The sequence below is a fragment of the Pseudomonas sp. JE3303 genome, from assembly GCF_056312565.1.
The window spans coordinates 190,965-210,107 of record NZ_JBWGIF010000005.1 but is presented as its reverse complement, the minus strand read 5'-3'; the positions used below and the strand labels follow the sequence as shown (position 1 = coordinate 210,107).

Annotated in this window: 20 protein-coding genes; 6 read left to right on the top strand and 14 right to left on the bottom strand. The window is 63.7% G+C overall.

Going from position 1 to position 19,143, the window contains the following annotated elements; genetic code table 11:
- Positions 1-88 precede the first annotated feature (88 nt).
- The 9 genes from AC0ZZU_RS09310 to exaC form a co-directional block, all read right to left on the bottom strand.
- Positions 89-799 carry a LexA family transcriptional regulator gene (locus AC0ZZU_RS09310; protein ID WP_476340255.1) on the bottom strand — a complete coding sequence of 237 codons (711 nt, stop codon included), beginning with the start codon at positions 797-799 and terminating at the stop codon, positions 89-91.
- Positions 800-977: 178 nt separating this feature from the next.
- Positions 978-1,505, bottom strand: coding sequence for an inorganic diphosphatase (ppa, locus tag AC0ZZU_RS09305; RefSeq protein ID WP_158465525.1), 528 nt, complete (start codon positions 1,503-1,505; stop codon positions 978-980).
- Between the two features lie 93 nt (positions 1,506-1,598).
- Positions 1,599-2,414 (bottom strand): M90 family metallopeptidase, encoded by an 816-nt coding sequence (locus tag AC0ZZU_RS09300; RefSeq protein ID WP_476340254.1) that lies wholly within the window; start codon positions 2,412-2,414, stop codon positions 1,599-1,601.
- A 3-nt stretch (positions 2,415-2,417) separates the two neighbouring features.
- The gene (locus AC0ZZU_RS09295; RefSeq protein WP_476340252.1) at positions 2,418-3,065 is read right to left on the bottom strand and encodes a DedA family protein; all 648 of its coding nucleotides are present in this window, start codon (positions 3,063-3,065) and stop codon (positions 2,418-2,420) included.
- Between the two features lie 204 nt (positions 3,066-3,269).
- Positions 3,270-3,728 carry an N-acetyltransferase family protein gene (locus tag AC0ZZU_RS09290; RefSeq protein WP_476340251.1) on the bottom strand — a complete coding sequence of 153 codons (459 nt, stop codon included), beginning with the start codon at positions 3,726-3,728 and terminating at the stop codon, positions 3,270-3,272.
- A gap of 108 nt (positions 3,729-3,836) precedes the next feature.
- Entirely contained in the window at positions 3,837-4,655 is an 819-nt protein-coding gene (eutC, locus tag AC0ZZU_RS09285; RefSeq protein WP_476340250.1) for an ethanolamine ammonia-lyase subunit EutC, read from the bottom strand.
- A gap of 8 nt (positions 4,656-4,663) precedes the next feature.
- A complete protein-coding gene (locus AC0ZZU_RS09280) occupies positions 4,664-6,058 on the bottom strand; it encodes an ethanolamine ammonia-lyase subunit EutB (protein WP_476340248.1) in 1,395 nt (464 codons plus the stop codon).
- A 32-nt stretch (positions 6,059-6,090) separates the two neighbouring features.
- Positions 6,091-7,539 carry an ethanolamine permease gene (gene eat, locus AC0ZZU_RS09275; RefSeq protein ID WP_476340246.1) on the bottom strand — a complete coding sequence of 483 codons (1,449 nt, stop codon included), beginning with the start codon at positions 7,537-7,539 and terminating at the stop codon, positions 6,091-6,093.
- 142 nt (positions 7,540-7,681) lie between these two features.
- Positions 7,682-9,202, bottom strand: coding sequence for an acetaldehyde dehydrogenase ExaC (exaC, locus tag AC0ZZU_RS09270; RefSeq protein WP_476340244.1), 1,521 nt, complete (start codon positions 9,200-9,202; stop codon positions 7,682-7,684).
- Between the two features lie 153 nt (positions 9,203-9,355).
- On the opposite strand from exaC, the gene mpl reads away from it, so the two are divergent.
- Genes mpl through AC0ZZU_RS09255 form a run of 3 tightly spaced genes read left to right on the top strand, consistent with a single transcriptional unit; the run spans position 9,356 to position 11,615 of the window.
- On the top strand, positions 9,356-10,705 hold the full coding sequence (gene mpl, locus AC0ZZU_RS09265) for a UDP-N-acetylmuramate:L-alanyl-gamma-D-glutamyl-meso-diaminopimelate ligase (protein WP_476340242.1): 1,350 nt from the start codon (positions 9,356-9,358) through the stop codon (positions 10,703-10,705).
- Entirely contained in the window at positions 10,702-11,331 is a 630-nt protein-coding gene (ubiX, locus tag AC0ZZU_RS09260; protein ID WP_476340241.1) for a flavin prenyltransferase UbiX, read from the top strand. Before mpl ends, ubiX begins: the two co-directional genes overlap by 4 nt.
- Positions 11,328-11,615, top strand: coding sequence for a YceK/YidQ family lipoprotein (locus tag AC0ZZU_RS09255; protein ID WP_476340239.1), 288 nt, complete (start codon positions 11,328-11,330; stop codon positions 11,613-11,615). Before ubiX ends, AC0ZZU_RS09255 begins: the two co-directional genes overlap by 4 nt.
- A gap of 217 nt (positions 11,616-11,832) precedes the next feature.
- Here the strand turns inward: AC0ZZU_RS09255 and AC0ZZU_RS09250 are convergent, their stop codons facing one another.
- From AC0ZZU_RS09250 to AC0ZZU_RS09240, 3 genes are all read right to left on the bottom strand, one after another.
- Entirely contained in the window at positions 11,833-12,474 is a 642-nt protein-coding gene (locus AC0ZZU_RS09250; RefSeq protein WP_476340238.1) for a Rossmann-fold NAD(P)-binding domain-containing protein, read from the bottom strand.
- A gap of 26 nt (positions 12,475-12,500) precedes the next feature.
- Entirely contained in the window at positions 12,501-14,234 is a 1,734-nt protein-coding gene (locus AC0ZZU_RS09245) for a C13 family peptidase (RefSeq protein ID WP_476340237.1), read from the bottom strand.
- Positions 14,235-14,319: 85 nt separating this feature from the next.
- The gene (locus tag AC0ZZU_RS09240) at positions 14,320-14,775 is read right to left on the bottom strand and encodes a MaoC family dehydratase (protein ID WP_476340236.1); all 456 of its coding nucleotides are present in this window, start codon (positions 14,773-14,775) and stop codon (positions 14,320-14,322) included.
- Between the two features lie 155 nt (positions 14,776-14,930).
- On the opposite strand from AC0ZZU_RS09240, the gene AC0ZZU_RS09235 reads away from it, so the two are divergent.
- From AC0ZZU_RS09235 to AC0ZZU_RS09225, 3 genes are read left to right on the top strand one after another with little or no spacing between them, the layout of a single operon-like run.
- Positions 14,931-15,293, top strand: coding sequence for a CidA/LrgA family protein (locus AC0ZZU_RS09235; protein WP_476340235.1), 363 nt, complete (start codon positions 14,931-14,933; stop codon positions 15,291-15,293).
- Complete coding sequence (locus AC0ZZU_RS09230) at positions 15,290-16,006, top strand: LrgB family protein (protein WP_476340233.1); 717 nt, start codon at positions 15,290-15,292, stop codon at positions 16,004-16,006. Before AC0ZZU_RS09235 ends, AC0ZZU_RS09230 begins: the two co-directional genes overlap by 4 nt.
- A 9-nt stretch (positions 16,007-16,015) precedes the next feature.
- Positions 16,016-16,606 (top strand): LON peptidase substrate-binding domain-containing protein, encoded by a 591-nt coding sequence (locus AC0ZZU_RS09225; RefSeq protein ID WP_476340232.1) that lies wholly within the window; start codon positions 16,016-16,018, stop codon positions 16,604-16,606.
- Position 16,607: 1 nt separating this feature from the next.
- Here the strand turns inward: AC0ZZU_RS09225 and AC0ZZU_RS09220 are convergent, their stop codons facing one another.
- On the bottom strand, positions 16,608-17,924 hold the full coding sequence (locus AC0ZZU_RS09220; RefSeq protein WP_476340231.1) for a bifunctional DedA family/phosphatase PAP2 family protein: 1,317 nt from the start codon (positions 17,922-17,924) through the stop codon (positions 16,608-16,610).
- 3 nt (positions 17,925-17,927) lie between these two features.
- Positions 17,928-18,620 carry a DNA-3-methyladenine glycosylase gene (locus tag AC0ZZU_RS09215; protein WP_476340230.1) on the bottom strand — a complete coding sequence of 231 codons (693 nt, stop codon included), beginning with the start codon at positions 18,618-18,620 and terminating at the stop codon, positions 17,928-17,930.
- Positions 18,621-19,143 lie beyond the last annotated feature (523 nt).

Below are 19,143 nucleotides of genomic sequence, written 5' to 3'. Positions count from 1 at the left end.
CCCTGCTGCGCGGCCAGGCCGGGAGGGGCAGATATGCGGCTTAGCATACAAGGGTGATACCAGGTTGCCCAGCAAAAAATCCCCAGCTTCATTCCGGCCTCCCCGGTCGCAGATGTGCCCACCAGAATACCCAGCCGATGATTTCCACTCCCTGCACGCGGCATTGAAGGGCGGTCAGCCTTTCGGGTGGGTGATTGCGGTTGTCGTGGCTGTGCAGGCACAGCACCCCTTTTTCGGTAAGGCTGAGGGTGTTCACGCGCAGCTGGCCACCGTGCAACAGGGCGTAGGTTTCGCCTTCGACGATGCGGGTAAGGCTGCGGTCGATGGCGAGCGTGCTGCCATGGGGCAGGGTGGGGGTCATGTTGTAGGCCGGCATGCTGAGGCACACGGCGTCGCCTGGGGCCACGCCCAGTGCTTCGAAGGCCCGTAGCGGCAGGCGCAGGTTGCCGCCAGGTACCGGTTCGAGCTGGCCGTCGCATACGCGGTAAAGCGGGATCGGCGAGTATTGCCCGTCATGGCACATCAATGCGCTGGGCGAAGGGGAGTGGGGCGCGTGGCGGGGGCAGGGAGTGCACAGGCGCGGGATGGGGTTGAGGTATTTCGGGCCTTCACCGGTGTGCAACCAGCGGCGATGCACGCACAGCAAGTCGGAGATCTCGTCGAGACGGGCCAGGGGCACGCCGCGCTTGAACCAGTTGTTGACGTGCTGGGGCGAGACTTGGCGCTGGGCGGCAAAGTCGGAGGCGGTCAGGTTGCACTCCTGGAGGAGGGCTTTAAGGCGTTCACCAGAGCTGTTCATGGGGCTCAGTCTAGCGAGCGATGAGCGCGAGGAATATAAACGTTAAGTTCAATTTTGCTGTAGGAAATCAGTGCTTTCGGAGGAATTAGCTGAGGATCGCGTAGGAAAAGTGCTGTCTCAACATTCGCAGGCTATAAAAAAACCCCGCCGAGGCGGGGTTTTCTCAGTCAAGCGGGCTTCAGCCTTTGTAGGCAGCAACCGACTTGGTAATCGCGGCGCGGGCGGCGTCTGCACCTTCCCAGCCTTCGATCTTGACCCATTTGCCTTTCTCGAGATCCTTGTAGTTCTCGAAGAAGTGCTTGATCTGCTCCAGCAGCAGGGCTGGCAGGTCGGTGTATTCCTTCACGTCGACGTACAGCTGCGACAGTTTGTCGTGCGGTACGGCGATGACCTTGGCGTCGCCGCCGCCGTCGTCAGTCATGTTCAGGATGCCGACCGGGCGGGCGCGGATGACCGAGCCAGGGGCAACCGGGTACGGAGTAACGACCAGCACGTCGAGCGGATCACCGTCGTCGGCCAGGGTGTTGGGGATGAAACCGTAGTTGGCCGGGTAGAACATCGGCGTGGCCATGAAACGGTCAACGAACAGGGTGTCGCTGTCCTTGTCGATCTCGTATTTGATCGGCGCGTGGTTGGCCGGGATCTCGATGGCGACGTAGATGTCGTTCGGCAGGTCTTTGCCAGCCGGAATCTTGCTGTAGCTCATTGGGCAGTGCCCCCATGTTTGACCAAAAATTGGGCGCGATTATAGGCATATTCGCAGGGGGGTTGCCACGGTTGGGGATAGTCGGGCCGCCGATCAAGCCTGGGTGTCGCGGTAATCCGGGTGCTGGTGGCGCAGGTGATGGAGCCGGGTGAGAGGATCCTGGCGGTAGAACAGCGCCAGTTGCTGGTAGACGGCAGGGTAGGCCTGGTGCAGCAGGTCGGGGGCGCTGAAGAAATATTCGCTGGTGACGGCGAAGAACTCGGCAGGGTTTTCCGCAGCGTAGGGGTCGATGGCGGTGTCGGCGTCGGGGTCCTGGTCGAGCTGGCGGTTGAGGTCGTCGAAGGCTTGCTGCATGGCCTTGGCCCAGTCGCCGACGTGCATGCCGTCGTGCAGGGGCGGTAGGCCGTTGGCGTCGCCGTTGAGCATGTCGAGCTTGTGCGCGAGCTCGTGGATGACCAGGTTGTAGCCTTCCCAACCGCCGCTGGCGAGCACGCCAGGCCAGGCAAGGATCACCGGCCCCTGGTGCCAGGCTTCGCCGCTGTGCTCACCGTCCCACTCGTGCTCGACGCCGCTGGAATCGCGGTAGCGCTGGGGGCTGACAAAGTCGTCGGGGTAGAGGATGACTTCGTGAAAGCCCTGGTACCAGTTGAGCTCGCCCAGGTGCAGCAACGGCAACTGGGCCTGCGCCGCGAGAAACAGCCGCTGCTCGCCATCGAGTTCGACGCCGGGCAGGGCGGTGAGATGCTTGTCGGCCAGGAACAGCACGCTGGCGTCACGCAGCCAGCGGTCCTCGTTTTCGGTCAGGCCGTCGAGCATCGGCAAGCGCTGGCAGATGGCCTGCCAGCGTTGCGGATCGATGGGATGGCGCGCCAGAGTGCGCTGGCGCCGCCAGGCGCGCAGTGACCACATCGGTCAGTGGGTATTGGCAGTGCGGCCGAAGCGGCCGCGCACCAGGCCGATGATCATCGGTACCAGCGAGAGGACGATGATCGCCACGATCATCAGCGACAGGTTCTGCTTGATGAATGGCACGTTGCCGAAGAAATAGCCCAGGGTCACCAGGCCGCCGACCCAGAGAATGGTGCCCGCGACGCTGAAACCGAGAAAACGCGGGTAATGCATCCTGGCGATGCCGGCGACAAACGGCGCGAAGGTCCGCAGGATCGGCAGGAAGCGCGCCAGGGTCACGGTCTTGCCGCCATGGCGTTCGTAGAAGTTGTGGGTCTGCTGCAGGTAATCGCGGCGGAAGATCTTCGAATTGGGATTGGAAAACAGCCGCTCGCCAGCCGTTCGTCCGATCACGTAGTTGGTACTGTCACCCAGGATGGCTGCCGCCATGAGCAGGCCGCCAAGCAGTACCGGATCCATGCCGCCGCCCGCAGCGATGGCGCCCGCGATGAACAGCAGCGAGTCGCCCGGCAGGAAAGGCATCACCACAAGACCGGTCTCGCAGAAAATCACTGCGAACAGAATGGCGTAGATCCAGGGACCGTAATTGGTGACCAGCAAATCGAGGTACACATCGAGATGCAGTATAAGATCCAGCGGGTTGAAATCCATGTACAACACCTGTGTTCTTGACCCGCAGCAGCGGGCACGCGATGACGGACAATGCGAGGATGTAGGCTTCTTCACCCAGGTCCGGATGAATTTTCACACACGAAGAGCAGGCATTATACGGCCATGAAGGGAATCTGCCCGGACAGTTTGTAGCGGCTGATTACGGCAGGGGATACCGGCAGGCGAGCGCCTGCCGGGCGGGGTTCAGTCGCCGTTGATCGGCAGGATGTAGTTCTTGAATTCGGTGTCCAGACGAAAGCCCATCGACTCGTAGGTCTTCTTGGCAACCTCGTTGTCATCGCTTGTGGACGCGCGCAGGCGCACTGCGTTGGTTTCCCGGGCCATCTTCTTGGCTTCGCGCATGAGATTGTCGGCGACGAGCATGCGCCGGTAGTCCTCGGCCACGTAGATGTCGTTGACGATCCACACGCGTTTGAGCGACAGGGACGAGTAGCTCGGGTAGAGCTGGCAAAAGCCCATCAGCTTGCTGTCGTCATCCTTGGGGAGGGCGAGGTAGATCACTGACTCGTCGCGTTTCAGGCGTTTTTCGAGAAACGCCCGCGAGGAGTCCGGATAGGGCAACTGCTTGTAGAACTCCCGGTATTTGACGAAGAGCGGGGCGATGAGGTCGAGGTGTTCCAGGGTTGCCTTGATGATGCGCATGAGCAGTCCTCAGGGTCCATTTGGGGGAGCGGCGAATTGCCAGCAGCCTGTGTCCGAATGCTGCATCACTGCGGGGTCGAAGCGCAATCTGCTCTGCATTACAGGGTTTTACCCCTCGCCAAGCAAAAAGTTTCCTTTTTTGCCAATGGGCTCATCGCTGTCCAGTCTGTGCACCTCGGCCTCCTCCTTGAGTCTGACCCCCGACAGCTGACGACGGTTGGCTTCCCTTATCAAGTAGAGCAGGCGATGGGCGGCCATGCCATAGCTCAGGCCCTCAAGGCGTATGTTGGAAATGCAGTTGCGGTAGGCGTCAGTCAGGCCGACACGCGGTGCATACGTGAAGTACAAGCCGAGGCTGTCGGGCGAGCTCAGGCCTGGACGTTCGCCGATCAACATGACAGTCATGCGCGCGCCCAGCAGTTCGCCCACTTCATCGGCCACGGCGACCCGCCCTTGCTCGACAAGGATCACCGGCGCCATCGACCAGCCGTCATTCGCCGCCTGTTCTTCGAAGCGGGCCAGTAACGGCAGGGCGTGCCGGTGCACGGCCAGGGCCGAGAGACCATCGGCGATCACGATGGCAAGGTCCACCCCTCCGGGCTTTGCCTGGACATGCTCACGCAACTGGCAGGCGGAGTCCTCGTCGAGGCGCCGCCCCAGGTCGGGGCGTTGCAGGTACAGATTGCGGTCTGTGGCGGCGCTGTGCAGCAGCAGGCTGTCACGCCCGCGATCGCTCAACTGGGCGGCCAGGCTGGTGTGGTCGAAGGGCAGATGGACCGCGTCGCGGGCCTGGGCGTGGGCAAACTGGAAATCAAGTTGCGCCGCAGTCGGCAGGCTGGTGCCGGTGCGGCCCAAGGCGATGCGCGCCGGAGTCAGGGTGCGCAGGGCGAGCCAGGGGTTGTCGGTGCTGGGAGTCTTTTCGTCCATGTTCGTCTCTAGGCAAGTTGCGCAAGGGCGTGGCGGAAGGCTGGTGGCAGGTTGTCACCGAAGCGCACCCTGCCATCGGCCTGGGTGAGGATGCCGGTACGGGCCAGCCAGGCCTCGAACTCGGGGCCCGGCTTGAGGCCCAGGGTCTGACGGGCGTAGAGCGCGTCGTGGAAAGAGGTGGTCTGGTAATTGAGCATGATGTCGTCCGAGCCCGGAATGCCCATGATGAAGTTGATGCCTGCCACGCCAAGCAGGGTCAGGAGGGTGTCCATGTCGTCCTGATCGGCTTCGGCGTGGTTGGTGTAGCAGATGTCGCAGCCCATGGGCACGCCGAGCAGCTTGCCGCAGAAGTGGTCTTCGAGCCCGGCGCGGATGATCTGCTTGCCGTTGTAGAGGTATTCCGGGCCGATGAAACCGACCACGGTATTGACCAGGAAAGGCTTGAAGTGGCGGGCAACGGCGTAGGCACGGGCCTCGCAGGTCTGCTGGTCGACGCCGTGGTGGGCGTTGGCCGACAGCGCGCTGCCCTGGCCGGTCTCGAAGTACATCAGGTTCTGCCCGAGCGTGCCGCGGTTGAGGCTCAGGCCCGCTTCGTATCCCTCCTGCAGGACATTGAGGTTGATGCCGAAACCGGCGTTGGCGGCCTCGGTGCCGGCGATGGACTGGAACACCAGGTCGAGCGGCACGCCACGGTTGATCGCTTCGATCGAGGTGGTCACGTGGGTCAGCACGCAGGACTGGGTGGGAATGTCGTAGCGCTGGATGATGGCGTCGAGCATTTCCAGCAAGGCGCAGATCGAGGCGATGTTGTCGGTGGCCGGGTTGACCCCGATCATGGCGTCGCCGTTGCCATACAGCAGGCCGTCAAGGATGCTGGCGGCGATACCAGCGGGCTCGTCAGTGGGGTGGTTGGGCTGCAGGCGGGTGGACAGGCGCCCGCGCAGGCCCATGGTGCCGCGAAAGCGCGTGACCACGCGGATCTTCTGCGCCACCAGCACGAGGTCCTGCACGCGCATGATCTTGGACACGGCGGCCGCCATTTCCGGGGTGAGGCCGGGGGCAAGGGCGCGCAGGCTGAGTTCATCGGCCTCATCGCTCAACAGCCAGTCGCGCAGCCCGCCGACGGTCAGGTGGCTGACCGGGGCGAAGGCTGCGGCATAGTGAGTGTCGATGATCAGGCGGGTAACTTCATCTTCCTCGTACGGGATCAGTGCCTCGCTGAGAAAGTGCGTGAGCGGGATATTGGCCAAGGCCATCTGCGCAGCGACCCGCTCACCGTCGTTACCGGCCGCGATACCCGCGAGAAAGTCGCCCGAACGGGCCGGGCTGGCCTTGGCCATGACGTCCTTGAGGCTGTCGAAACGGTAGACCTGATTGCCTACCGTGTGTACGAATGTTGCCATTGCTTATCTCCAGGGCAGCTGAGGCCAGGCAATCAATGCAGCGCTGCTTCGGCTTTCTGAATTGCGGCGAATTCCTCTTCGGGTGTACCCGCCACCAGGTGATGCCGGCTATAGAACGCGAAGTAGGCGATCAGTACGCCGTAGATCACCGCAGCCCCGATGACCACCCGTGGATCGACCAGAAAGCCCGCGACCACGGCCAGGCATGCCAGCACCAACGCCACGCCCGAGGTGAAGATTCCGCCCGGGGTGCGATATGGACGCTCCATTTTGGGGCGTCGGATGCGCAGCGCGATGTGCGCGGCCATCATCAGTACATAGGACAGCGTAGCGCCGAACACAGCGACCAGGATCAGCAGGTCGCCCTGGCCGGTCAGCGAGAGCGCGAAACCGATGATGCCGGGGATGATCAGGGCCAGGACCGGCGCCTTGCTCTTGTTGGTCTGGGATAGCTTGCGGGGCAGGTAGCCTGCGCGGGAAAGCGCGAAGATCTGCCGCGAATAGGCATAAATGATCGAGAAGAAGCTGGCGACAAGCCCGGCGAGGCCGACCAGGTTGACGAAGCCGCTCATCCAGGTGGAGCCGCCGTAGGCCCGGGACAGTGCCTCGACCAAGGGGTTGCCGGAAGCCTTGAGCGCCTCCGAGCCCGCGCCGCCGGGGCCGACTACCAGGATCAGCAGAGCAAAGGCGAGCAGCACCAGCATGGCGCCGATCAGGCCGCGTGGCAGGTCGCGGCGAGGGTTCTTGGTTTCTTCCGCAGCCAGCGGGACACCCTCGACGGCAAGGAAGAACCAGATGGCGTAGGGGATCGCCGCCCAGACACCGACATAGCCGAAAGGCAGGAAGCTGCTGGCACCGACCGCGTCGGTCTGGGCAATGTCGAACAGGTTGCTGGCGTCGAAGTGCGGCACCATGCCGATCAGGAACACCACAAGGGCAATCGCAGCGACCGCCGTGATGATGAACATCAGCTTGAGTGCTTCACCCACGCCGAAAATGTGGATGCCGATGAAGATGATGTAGAAGGCCAGATAGATCATCCATCCGCCGATGCCGAACAGCGATTCGCAATAGGCACCAATGAACACGGCGATGGCGGCGGGGGCGATGGCGTACTCGATCAGGATCGCCGTGCCGGTCAGAAAGCCGCCCCAGGGCCCGAATGCGCTGCGGGCGAAGCCGTAGCCGCCGCCTGCGGTGGGGATCATCGAGGACAGCTCGGCCAGCGAAAAGCACATGCACAGGTACATGGTGGCCATCAGCAGCGTGGCCAGGAACATGCCGCCCCAGCCGCCCTGGGCCAGGCCGAAGTTCCAGCCGGCATAGTCACCGGATATCACGTATGCCACGCCCAGGCCGACCAGCAGGACCCAGCCCGCTGCGCCCTGTTTCAATTCTCGTTGCTGAAAGTATTCGGAACCGACCTTTTCGAAATCGACGGATGAACCTGACGGCGTGTTGCCGGGATGATCGCTAGGCATTGTGTCCACCTTTTTTCTTGGTCCGGCGGGGGTGCCGGTTATTGGTGATACAGCTTGCAGGAAGCGGGCCAGAGCGGTTGAAGGGGCTTTGGCCGATGTCTTTCCGGGGAGAATCCGGGGCCGCGACGCGGCCCCGGATGCTTCAGAAGAACCCGAGCGGGTTGATGTCGTAGCTCACCAGCAGATTCTTCGTCTGCTGATAGTGATCCAGCATCATCTTGTGCGTCTCACGGCCGACGCCCGACTTCTTGTACCCCCCAAACGCGGCGTGGGCCGGGTACAGGTGATAGCAGTTGGTCCAGACTCGCCCAGCCTTGATCCCGCGCCCCATCCGGTAGGCCCGGTTGATGTCACGGGTCCATACGCCTGCACCAAGACCGAACTCGGTGTCGTTGGCGATCGCCAGCGCCTCTTCCTCGTCCCGGAAGGTCGTGACGCTCACCACCGGCCCGAAGATCTCTTCCTGGAACACGCGCATCTTGTTGTGGCCCTTGAGCAGGGTCGGTTGGATGTAGTAACCCGTGGCCAGGGCGCCTTCGAGTTTTTCGACCTTGCCGCCGGTCAGCAGCTCGGCGCCTTCCTGTTCGGCGATCTCAAGGTAGGAGAGGATCTTCTCGAACTGTTGCTGCGACGCCTGGGCGCCCACCATCGTGTCGGTGTCGAGCGGGTCGCCGCGCTTGATCTGCTGCACCTTCTTCATCACCGCTTCCATGAACTGCGGGTAGATGGACTCCTGCACCAGCGCCCTGGACGGGCAAGTGCAGACTTCGCCCTGGTTGAAGAACGCCAGCACCATGCCTTCGGCGGCCTTCTCGATGAAGCTCGGCTCGGCCTGCATGATGTCTTCGAAGTAGATGTTCGGCGACTTGCCGCCCAGCTCGACGGTGGACGGGATGATGTTCTCGGCGGCGCATTTCATGATGTGCGAGCCGACCGGGGTGGAGCCGGTGAAGGCGATCTTGGCGATGCGCTTGCTGGTGGCCAGCGCTTCGCCGGCTTCACGGCCATAGCCCTGCACCACGTTGAGTACGCCAGGCGGCAGCAGGTCGCCGATCAGCTCGGCCAGCACCGTGATGCCCAGTGGGGTCTGCTCGGCGGGCTTGAGCACCACGCAGTTGCCGGCGGCGAGGGCCGGGGCGAGTTTCCAGGCGGCCATCAGCAGTGGGAAGTTCCACGGGATGATCTGCCCTACCACTCCGAGCGGCTCGTGGATGTGATACGACACGGTGCCTTCGTTGATTTCGGCGGCGCCGCCCTCCTGGGCGCGGATGCAGCCGGCAAAGTAGCGGAAGTGGTCGACCGCCAGCGGGATGTCGGCGTTGAGGGTTTCGCGGATCGGCTTGCCGTTGTCCCAGGTTTCGGTGATGGCCAGCAGCTCGAGGTTCTGCTCGATGCGGTCGGCAATGCGCAGCAGCACGTTGGAGCGGTCCTGCACCGAGGTGCGGCCCCAGGCGTCGGCAGCGGCGTGGGCGGCGTCGAGGGCCTTGTCGATGTCTTCGGCGCTGGAACGGGGGAATTCGGCGATCGGCTGTCCGTTGACTGGCGAGACGTTGGTGAAGTACTCGCCTTTTACCGGCGGGACGAACTCACCACCGATGAAGTTGCCGTACTGGCGCTTGAACGAGACCTTGGCGCCGTCGGTGCCGGGATGTGCGTAACGCATGATGTGTCTCCTGGATATTGAATTTGTAGGGGAGGATATAAAGTCTAGTGCAAGGGTCGCGCCAGCGCTTTCGGGTCCATTGCGGGCGCGAAACAGCGGGTGCGATTTCCTGCGCCCTGGGCTACCCTGCCTCGACGTTTTGCGAGGTCGATCATGCACATTCATATTCTCGGTATTTGCGGCACTTTCATGGGTTCCCTGGCCGTCCTGGCCAAAGAGCTCGGGCATCGGGTCACTGGCTCGGATGCCAATGTCTATCCACCCATGAGCACACAGCTCGAAGCCCAGGGCATCGAACTGACCCAAGGCTATGACGCGGCCCAGCTGGACCCGGCGCCTGACCTGGTGGTGATCGGCAACGCGCTGTCACGTGGCAATCCGGCAGTGGAGCACGTGCTCAACAAGGGGCTGCCTTATGTGTCCGGCCCGCAGTGGCTGGCCGACCATGTGTTGCAAGGCCGCTGGGTGCTGGCCGTGGCCGGCACCCACGGCAAGACCACCACCAGCAGCATGCTGGCGTGGGTGCTGGAACATGCCGGCATGAGCCCGGGCTTCCTGATCGGTGGTGTGCCGCAGAACTTCTCGGTGTCTGCCCGCCTGGGCGAGACGCCGTTCTTCGTGGTCGAGGCCGATGAGTACGACAGTGCCTTCTTCGACAAGCGCTCGAAGTTTGTCCACTACCGTCCTCGTACCGCGATCCTTAACAACCTCGAGTTCGATCACGCGGATATCTTCCCCGATCTGGCCGCGATCGAGCGCCAGTTCCATCACTTGGTGCGGACCATTCCGAGCGAAGGGCTGATCGTCCATCCGACTACCGAACAGGCGCTGGAGCGGGTGATCGGCATGGGCTGCTGGACGCCGGTACAGACCACCGGCGAAGGTGGCCAGTGGCAGGTGCGCCTGCTCAGCGCCGACGGTTCGCGCTTCGAAGTGAGCTTCGAGGGTGAAGTGCAGGGCGTGGTCGATTGGGCTCTCACCGGCCAGCACAACGTCGCCAACGCACTGGCCACCCTGGCTGCGGCTCGCCATGTCGGCGTGGTGCCGGCCATGGGCATCGAGGCCCTGAGCGCCTTCAAGAGCGTCAAGCGGCGCATGGAGAAGGTCGCCGAGGTCAACGGCGTGACCATCTATGACGACTTTGCCCACCACCCGACCGCCATAGCCACGACTCTGGACGGCTTGCGCAAGCGCGTGGGGGAGGCACCGGTGATTGCAGTGATCGAGCCTCGCTCCAACTCCATGAAGCTCGGCGCCCACCGCGATGGCCTGCCTGAAAGCGTCAACGACGCCGACCAGGTTATCTGGTACGCACCGCCCAACCTGGGCTGGGACCTGGCGGGCACTGCAGCGCAGTGCAAGGTGCCGGCGATCGTCGCCGACAGCCTGGAAGCCATCATCGAACGGGTCAAAAGCCAGGCTCAGCCCGGTACGCAGGTTGTGATCATGAGCAACGGCGGCTTCGGTGGCCTGCACGGCAAGCTTGCCGAGGCGCTCAAATGAACGGGCCAGACCGCATCACCCTGGCGATGACCGGGGCGTCGGGGGCACAGTACGGCCTGCGCCTGCTCGACTGCCTGGTGCGTGAAGACCGCGAGGTGCACTTTCTGATCTCCAAGGCCGCGCAGCTGGTGATGTCGACCGAGACCGACGTAGTGCTGCCCGCCAAGCCCCAGGCCATGCAGGCGTTTCTGACCGAATACACCGGCGCTGCCGCCGGGCAGATCCGCGTCTATGGCAAGGAAGACTGGATGTCGCCGGTGGCCTCCGGCTCCGGGGCGCCAGGGGCCATGGTGGTGGTGCCCTGCTCGACGGGCACCTTGTCGGCAATCGCCACCGGTGCCTGCAACAATCTGATCGAGCGGGCGGCCGACGTGACCCTCAAGGAGCGCCGCCAGCTGATCCTGGTGCCTCGCGAGGCGCCGCTGTCGACCATTCACCTGGAGAACATGCTCAAGCTGTCGCAGATGGGTGCGGTGATACTGCCGGCGGCACCTGGGTTCTATCATCAGCCGCAGACCATCGACGACCTGGTCGATTTCGTCGTGGCTCGGATTCTCAACCTGCTGAACATCCCGCAGGACATGCTGCCGCGCTGGGGCGAGCATCACCTGGGCGCGGACGAGTGAATCGCCTGCTGGCGGGGCTGGCAGTGCTCGTCGCGCTGCAGGGATGTGCGACGGTGCGCACCCTGGATGCCGCCAAGCCCGGCGCGCCGGTGGTGTATTCCGGTACGCGGCTGGACCTGTATGCGTTGAAGGGTGGGTGTTGCGCGCTGGACCGGTTTGGCGCTGAGGCGCCGGCCTATCCCGGGCTTGACCTGCCGGGGAGTGCGTTGCTGGATACGGTGCTGCTGCCGTTATCCGTGTTGACGGTGCTGGGGGTGGGATTCCAGGCTACCGGAGGCCTGTAGGAGCGGCCTTGTGCCGGGACGCCGGACCGTGCGAAGCGGCCGCTCAGCGGTTGTAAACCTGCCGGCTCGGTGTGTCAGACGAACGGTGTCGCCTGGTTTTACGGCCCCTTCGGGCCCGCTTCGCGACACAAGGCCGCTCCTACACACACACAAACGCACAGGCACAGGCACAGGCACAGGTACACAGCAGTCTGCGGGGGCGGAGATGATCCCGAGGTTATTTGCCCAGCCTGCGCAGTTCATCGGACTCGACGATGCGAATCCCGTCCTGCTCTTCCAGCGCCAGCCGCCACAGCGCCCGGGCCAGCTGGCATGCTTCGATTCCCCGGAATTTCCCGGGGATCAGTTTCGACAGCGATCCGGCTACCTGCTCGGCCAGGCGCGGCTCGACGCGCTCACCCAGCAGCAGCGAAGGCCGGGCAATCGTCAGCTGTGGCCAATCCTGGGCCTTGAGCGCTTCTTCCATCTCGCCCTTGACCCGGTTGTAAAAAATCGAAGACTGGGGATCGGCGCCAATGGCGCTGACGACAAGAAGATGACGCGCGCCCAGCTCGCGGGCCCGCCTGCTGAAGGCCACGACCATGTCCAGGTCCACCGCGCGGAAGGCGGTCTCCGATCCGGCCTGCTTGAGCGTGGTGCCCAGGCAGCAGAAGGCGATATCCACCCTGCCGCCCAACCGGGGCAGGAAGATCGCAGGGTCACCCACCGGGTTTTCCAGGTGCGGGTGCTCGGCCAGCGGACGCCGGGTGGGAGCCAGTACGCGGCTGATGGTCGGTTCACTGAGAAGCCGGTCGAGCAGATGCTCACCCGTCAGGCCCGTGGCTCCGGCAAGCAGTACATGCTGAGGCGTCAAGTACATGATGTCTCTCCCTTGTTACAGTCAGCTTAGTGGCTTGCAGGGATTTTTTCCTGTCCCGCCGGAGCGGGGCGGGCATCACTCTGCAAGGCCTTGCGGGCCTGCTGCTGGCGCAATCGCTGCCAGTGGTCAAGCACGGCGGGCGGAGCCCAGAACTGGGGCTCCGAGGCTTCGAAACCTTCTGTCCGTTCCCGTTCGGCAACAGTAGCGCTCGCCAGTTCAAACGCCTGTTTCAGATCGTCGGTCTGATTGAACGCCTGGGCGAACAGCGCGTCGCCGAAGTAGGTGAAATCGGCCTCCTCCGAGCAGCCGAACGAAACCCGGTCGGGACGGGCCGCGGTCATGATCAGCGTGCGGTCGTCCTTGAGCGGATCGATATAGCCTCCTGAATAACACGCGGAGATGACGATCACCTTATCACGGTGCTCGAGGGGAGCCAGCGCGCTGGCCAGTTCGCTTGCGGTCAAGTCGGCCAGTTGCAGGCGCGGCTGGTCGAGCACCAGTTGATGGTCCTGGCTGCCATGGCTGGTCAGGTAGATGAACACCAGGTCCTCCGGGCCGCTGCGCTCGGCCAGTGCCTGGGCGGCGCGGGTAAGGTTCTCGCGGGTGGCCATGGGCCGGTCGGCCAGGTGGTCGCGGTGGTTCACCAGGGTAACCTGGCCGCGCGCACCGAAACGTACCTTCAGCAGCTTGCTGACGTAATCGGCCTCGCGCAGGAATACGCTCTGCTGGCCGTCGCCGGCCAGGACCAGGCTGTACAGCTCTATGGGCGGCGTGGAGCGGGGCAGGCTGGCCAGCGATTGCTCCAGCAGCTTGCCCTGGTTGAGCAGTGCCAGCTCGAGCGGGTCAGGCAGCAGCTTGCCTTTTTCATCACGGTTGCGCAGGCCATTGACCCAGAAACCCGCCTGGACGCGTCCATCGCTTGACGTCAGGCGCCCGTGCCCCTGGTAGGCGTCGCTTTCGAAACCGCCGATGTAGTGACTGCCGTCGGCAAGCTGCAGGCGGCCCTGTCCTGTGAACCGCCAGTCCCGAAAGCCGCCCTTGTAGTGACTGCCGTCGCTGCCGAGCAGCTCGCCCTCACCCATGAGCGAGCCGTCCTTGAACTCGCCGATCCACACATCGCCATCGGCGTTTTCGTAGCGGCCACGGCCTTCGAGCCGGTTGTTCTTGAAGTCGCCGATGTACTGCTCGCCTTCGACGCTGTTGAACGTCCCGGCGCCCTGCAACTGGCCGTCGACGAACTGACCACTGTACTGGTTGCCGCTGGCGTCGCTGCGAACGCCAGCGCCATTGGGCTTGCCCTTGGTGAACAGGCCCTGGTAGCGGCTGCCGTCAGCCAGGTCGAGCTGGCCGGCGCCATCGTACTGGTCATTCCTGAACTGGCCGCGGTAAAGGCTTTCAAGTTCCTTGAGAGTACCCTCGCCATCGCGGCGGCCATGTTTGAAGGTGCCGGTGTAATGGCTGGCGAGCGTGCTCAGGGTGCCCACGCCCTGGAACAGCCCTTCGACGAACTGCCCGCGATAGACCTCGCCATTGCTGCCATGCCATTCACCCTGGCCATGCCACTGGCCATCGTGGAAGCCACCGGCGTACCAGCTGCCGTTGGGATAATCGATGCGCCCCTCGCCCTGTAGCAGGCCATCGACCACCTCGCCCCGGTAGCGGCCACCGTCGGGCAGGCGCGCATCCGGCGGAGACAGCGACTCGCCGTCACCACAGGCGGCGAGCAACAGGATCAGGGCAATGGGTGCAAGCTGGCGCATGGCGGGGTCCGGGAAAAAACAAGCCCGGGAGTATGCCGCACAATGCGCCGGCTGAAACAGCCGCAGCTGCCGACTGCCCTGAGTTTCAGACGAAGCAGAGGGTGATGGGCTCGGCGACGTAGGCGGGCTTTTCCTCGCCCTCGATCTCCAGCGTGGCGGTAGCCTTGAGCAGCCATTGGCCAGGGCGCTTCTCGGTGACGTCAACCAGTTCGACCTTCAGGCGCACCTGGCTATCGACCTTGACCGGCTGGATGAAGCGCACGCTGTCCAGTCCGTAGTTGACCACCATCTTGATCCCTTCAGGCAGCAACATGATGTCTTCCATGAGCTTGGGAATCAGCGACAAGGTAAGGAAGCCATGGGCGATGGTGCTGCCGAACGGCGTCTGCGCCGCCTTCTGCGCGTCGACGTGGATGAACTGGAAGTCTCCGGTGGCCTCGGCGAACAGGTTGATGCGCGCCTGGTCGATCTTCAGCCACTCGGAACGTCCCAATTCCTTGCCAACATACTGCGACAGTTCTGCAACGGGTACATGGGGCATCGCGGCTCTCCGGATTGTTGTTGCGTCTGGGTTCGAGAATCCAAGATCAGCACGGCATCCGGGCCTGGTCAAGTCGCCACCGCATCGGTGAATGCCGGGGTATAGCCTTCCGCCCGGCGTGCTTATAATGGCGCCTGGCATGGAAGGAGCTCCTTATGTTGTTGCGTGGTTTGACCTGGCTGGTGCTGTTTCAACTGCTGGGCACGGCGATCAATCATCTGCTGGTGCCGGTGCTGCCTGGGCCGATCATTGGCCTGCTGCTGTTGCTGGTGTTCCTGATGGTACGCGGCGAAGTGGGTGCACCGCTCAACGAAGCGGCCGGCAGCCTGCTGCGCTACCTGCCGTTGCTGCTGGTGCCGCCAGCGGTGGGGGTGATGGTCTATGCCAAGGACATCGCGGCGGACTTCTGGGCCATCGTAGGGGCGCTGGTGATTTCCGCGCTGCTGACCCTGGTCTTCGTCGGCGTGCTGATGCAGCGGCTCATGCACCGCCAGGTCAAGCGCGAGGAACAACCATGATGCTCGACTGGCACGGCGCGGTCGACGCGGTCATCCATCACCCGTTGTTCGGCATCGGCATCACGCTGGGTGCGTACCAGGTGGTGCTGGCGGCCTTCGAGAAAACCCGCTGGATTTTCCTGCAGCCGGTGCTGGTGTCGATGTTGCTGGTGATCGGTGTGCTGCTGACCTGTGGCATCGGCTACAGCGAATACCGCAAGAGCACCGAGATCATGAACATCCTGCTGGGCCCGGCCACCGTGGCCCTGGCGGTGCCGCTGTATCTCAACCTGCGGCGCATTCGCCAGCTGTTCTGGCCGACCTTTACTACGCTGGTAGTCGGGGGTCTGTTCGCCACTGTTGCCTGCCTGCTGCTGGGCTGGTGGTTTGGCGCCGAGCACATGATCCTGATGACCATGGCGCCCAAGTCGGTGACGTCGCCGATCGCCATGCTGGTGGCCGAGCAGATCGGCGGAGTAGCGGCCCTGGCGGCAGTCTTCGTGCTGATCACCGGCGTGATCGGCGCTATCTTCGGACCGGCGCTGCTGTCGCGTTGCGGGGTGCTGAGCCCCGAGGCGCGTGGCATGTCGCTGGGTATTACCGCGCATGCCGTCGGTACCTCGGTGGCGTTGCAGGAAAGTGACGAGTGCGGCGCCTTTGCCGCGCTGGCGATGAGCCTGATGGGCGTGGCCACGGCGGTGTTCCTGCCGTTGGCCGTCAGCCTTGTGGCCTGAGGACAAGACATGACGCTTCCGCTGTTTCCCCTGAATACGGTGCTTTTTCCTGGCTGCCTGCTCGACCTGCAGATCTTCGAGGCGCGCTACCTGGACATGATCGGCCGCTGCATGAAGCAGGACGGCGGTTTTGGCGTGGTGTGCATCCTTGAGGGCGAGGAGGTTGGCAAGGCTGCGCCGGGTGTCGCCCACATCGGCTGCGAGGCGCTGATCCGCGACTTCCAGCAGCAGGACAACGGCCTGTTGGGCATCCGTGTCGAAGGCGTGCGACGTTTTCGGGTCGAGCAGACCGATATCGAGAAAGACCAGTTGCTCGTGGCCGCGGTGCAATGGTTGCCCGAACGGCCGGACACACCGCTGACCGAACATGACGACGACCTGCTGGCGCTGCTCATTGCCTTGGGCGAGCATCCGATGGTGGCTTCCCTGGACATGCCCAAGGCCGTGGACGGGCAGCAGTCGCTGGCCAACCAACTGGCCTATCTGCTGCCCTTCATGGAAGAGGACAAGCTCGACCTGCTGGCCATCGACTCGCCCCAGCGGCGCCTGGAAGCGATCCAGTCACTGCTGGAGCGCATCCAGGGCGAACTCTTCGCCTGACTTAGTACTGGTAGCGTAGCAACGCCTGGGGCAGGGCATAGAGGGCGAAGAACGCCAACAATGCGATGCAAGATGGCAATACCAGCCACCAGACCCTCAGCGGCAAGGCGTTCAGCGGCTGGCGCTGCTGCGTCAGGGTCAGGCTCAGGGCGCAGACACAGCAGGCCAGCAGAGCCCCCGCCAGGATGTCGGTCGGCCAGTGGGCGCCCAGGTACACCCGCGACAGAGCGATCAACAACGCGGGCAGGCAACCCAGCAAGATCCAGGTCAGGCGCATCCGCGGCGGCTGGCCGCGCCCTGCAAGCACCGCCAGGGCCAGGAAAAACGCAAATGATGCCGAACTGTGGCCGCTGGGCATGCTGTAGGTGGTCAGCGGGTCGGTCAGTACTTCGGGGCGCGCCCGGGCGAACAGCCATTTCAGCGTACCATTGGCCACCGCAGTGCCGAGCAGTGCCCCGCCGACGAAGACCGCATGACGCCATTGCCGGGTGAGCAGCAGCAGGCTGGTCAGCAAGACCCCGAGAATCAGCTGGTGACTGAAGTCGCCAAGCCGGGTGATGACCACCACGGTGGCATCCAGGGCCTGTCGGCGGTGCTCCTGGATCAGCGTCATTACACCCTGGTCGAATTCATGCAGGTAAGGCCAGCCCAGAAACACAGCTGCCAGCGCCAGCAGGCTGGCTCCCGCGACCAGTCGGCTGCCATGGCGATGTCGACGCAGGCTGCTGTTGATGCTCAGGCCGATCAGGATCGCCACGCCGCCGGCGATCAGCCCTGCGTCCAGCCAGAAGCCCTCGGGCAGCGGCAGGCGCATGGCCGCCCCGGTGGCCCAGCCGGGCAATAGGTAGGCAATCGACCACCCAGCCCCAGAGACCAGGCTGACCGCGATGAAGCGGGGTAGCGGCATGTCGAACATGCCGGCCACCATGGGCAGCATTGGCCGTAGCGGGCCGATGAAACGCCCGACCAGCAGGCTCGCGATGCCGTAGCGCTGGAAATAGGTTTCAGCGCTGCCGATCCATTCGGGGTGATGGCGTATCAAGGGCAGTCGACGGATGTTCTGGTGAAAACGCCGTCCAAGCGTATAGGACACCGCATCACCGAGCATCCCGCCAAAGAAACCCAGCATCAGCGTTTCGCTCAGTGACAGCGCGCCGCTGCCGGCCAGTACCGCCACCGCGAACAGCAGCACGGTGCCGGGCACGATGATCCCCGCGATGGCCAGGCACTCGATGCAGGCCACCACGAAAATCGCCAGCCCAAGCCACTGCGGGTTGGCACTGAGCCAGCTGGTCAGGCTGTCGAGCCATTGGCCCATGTGTCAGCTTCCTTGTTGGAGAATGAAGAAGTCGCGCCCTTCGACTTGGCCGCGGCGCAGAGGGTTCCGGGTGCAGAAACGGGCATATTCGGCATCGACGAAGCGGTATAGCAAATGTTCGTCGCGGCCGTGGGGAATACCGAGGCGTGTGGTCTGGATAATTTGTGTCGGGTTGATTCCGCAGTCTTCGACATACAGCCGTTCCGCGTCAAAACGCTGGGCGTCCCAGTGGGGCACTTTAAGGCCAAGCGCCTTGCAGAGCAGCGTCTGTCCTGCACACAGGCGCTCGGCTGGTCGGAACTGGCCGCTGGCGTCGGGATTGTTGAGCTGCATCTGCGCCAGGCTGTTGGCGTCCGAGAGCGCGTCCTGCCACGGGAAGGCCGACTTGATCAGCACCGCGTTGCCGGGTCCCTGGGCGCTGAAATTCAGCGAGTCGCCGCCGCGTGCGTAGTACATGTAGATATGCCCGCCGTCCAGGAACAGCGCCTTGCGCTTTTCGGTATAGCCCAGCGAGGCGTGGCTGCCCTTGTCGGTCAGGTAGTACGCCTCGGTCTCGATGATTCGCACCGCCAGCCAGAGGTTGCCCTGGCGGTGCCGGATGATCTTGCCCAGCAAGGCCTTGGCCAGGGTCTGGGCATCACGGTCGAAAAAGCTGTCGGGCAGCGCGCGGGCAGGGCAGGGAGCTGTATCAGGCATGCGATGGCTTCGCGCTTGGTAAAGGGCATGAGGATAGCAATTTATTGTGGGTTTACGCAGGAGGTGGAGGGGCGGGTTTTGTCTTGAGATGTGCAGCGCTCAGGAGGTCGAGCGCCGGGTTTTGTCTTGAGGTGTGCAGCGCCCAGGAGATCGAGCGCCGCCCGCGCGGCGCATCGCGGGACAAGCCCGCTCCCACATTTGTTGCAACGTGCCATGGCCTGTAGGGTTGGGGTTGCCAGCCTTAGTGCATGGCAGAAGAGTGGTGGGAGGCCAGTGTGCTCCCCTCAAGACCTGAGCCGGACAAACAAGGCTAAGACTCCATTCTGTCAGGCCATGGCACGTTGCAACAAATGTGGGAGCGGGCTTGTCCCGCGATGCGCCGCGCGGGCGGCGCTCGATCTCATGGGCCCCACAAGGCCCCAGGCGCACGCTTTTCCCACCCACCCCAACGCTTCATTTCAGACCATCCGCCAGCCACCGCTGGGCGTACACCTGCGCGCCAGTTATAATCAGCCGATTTCCC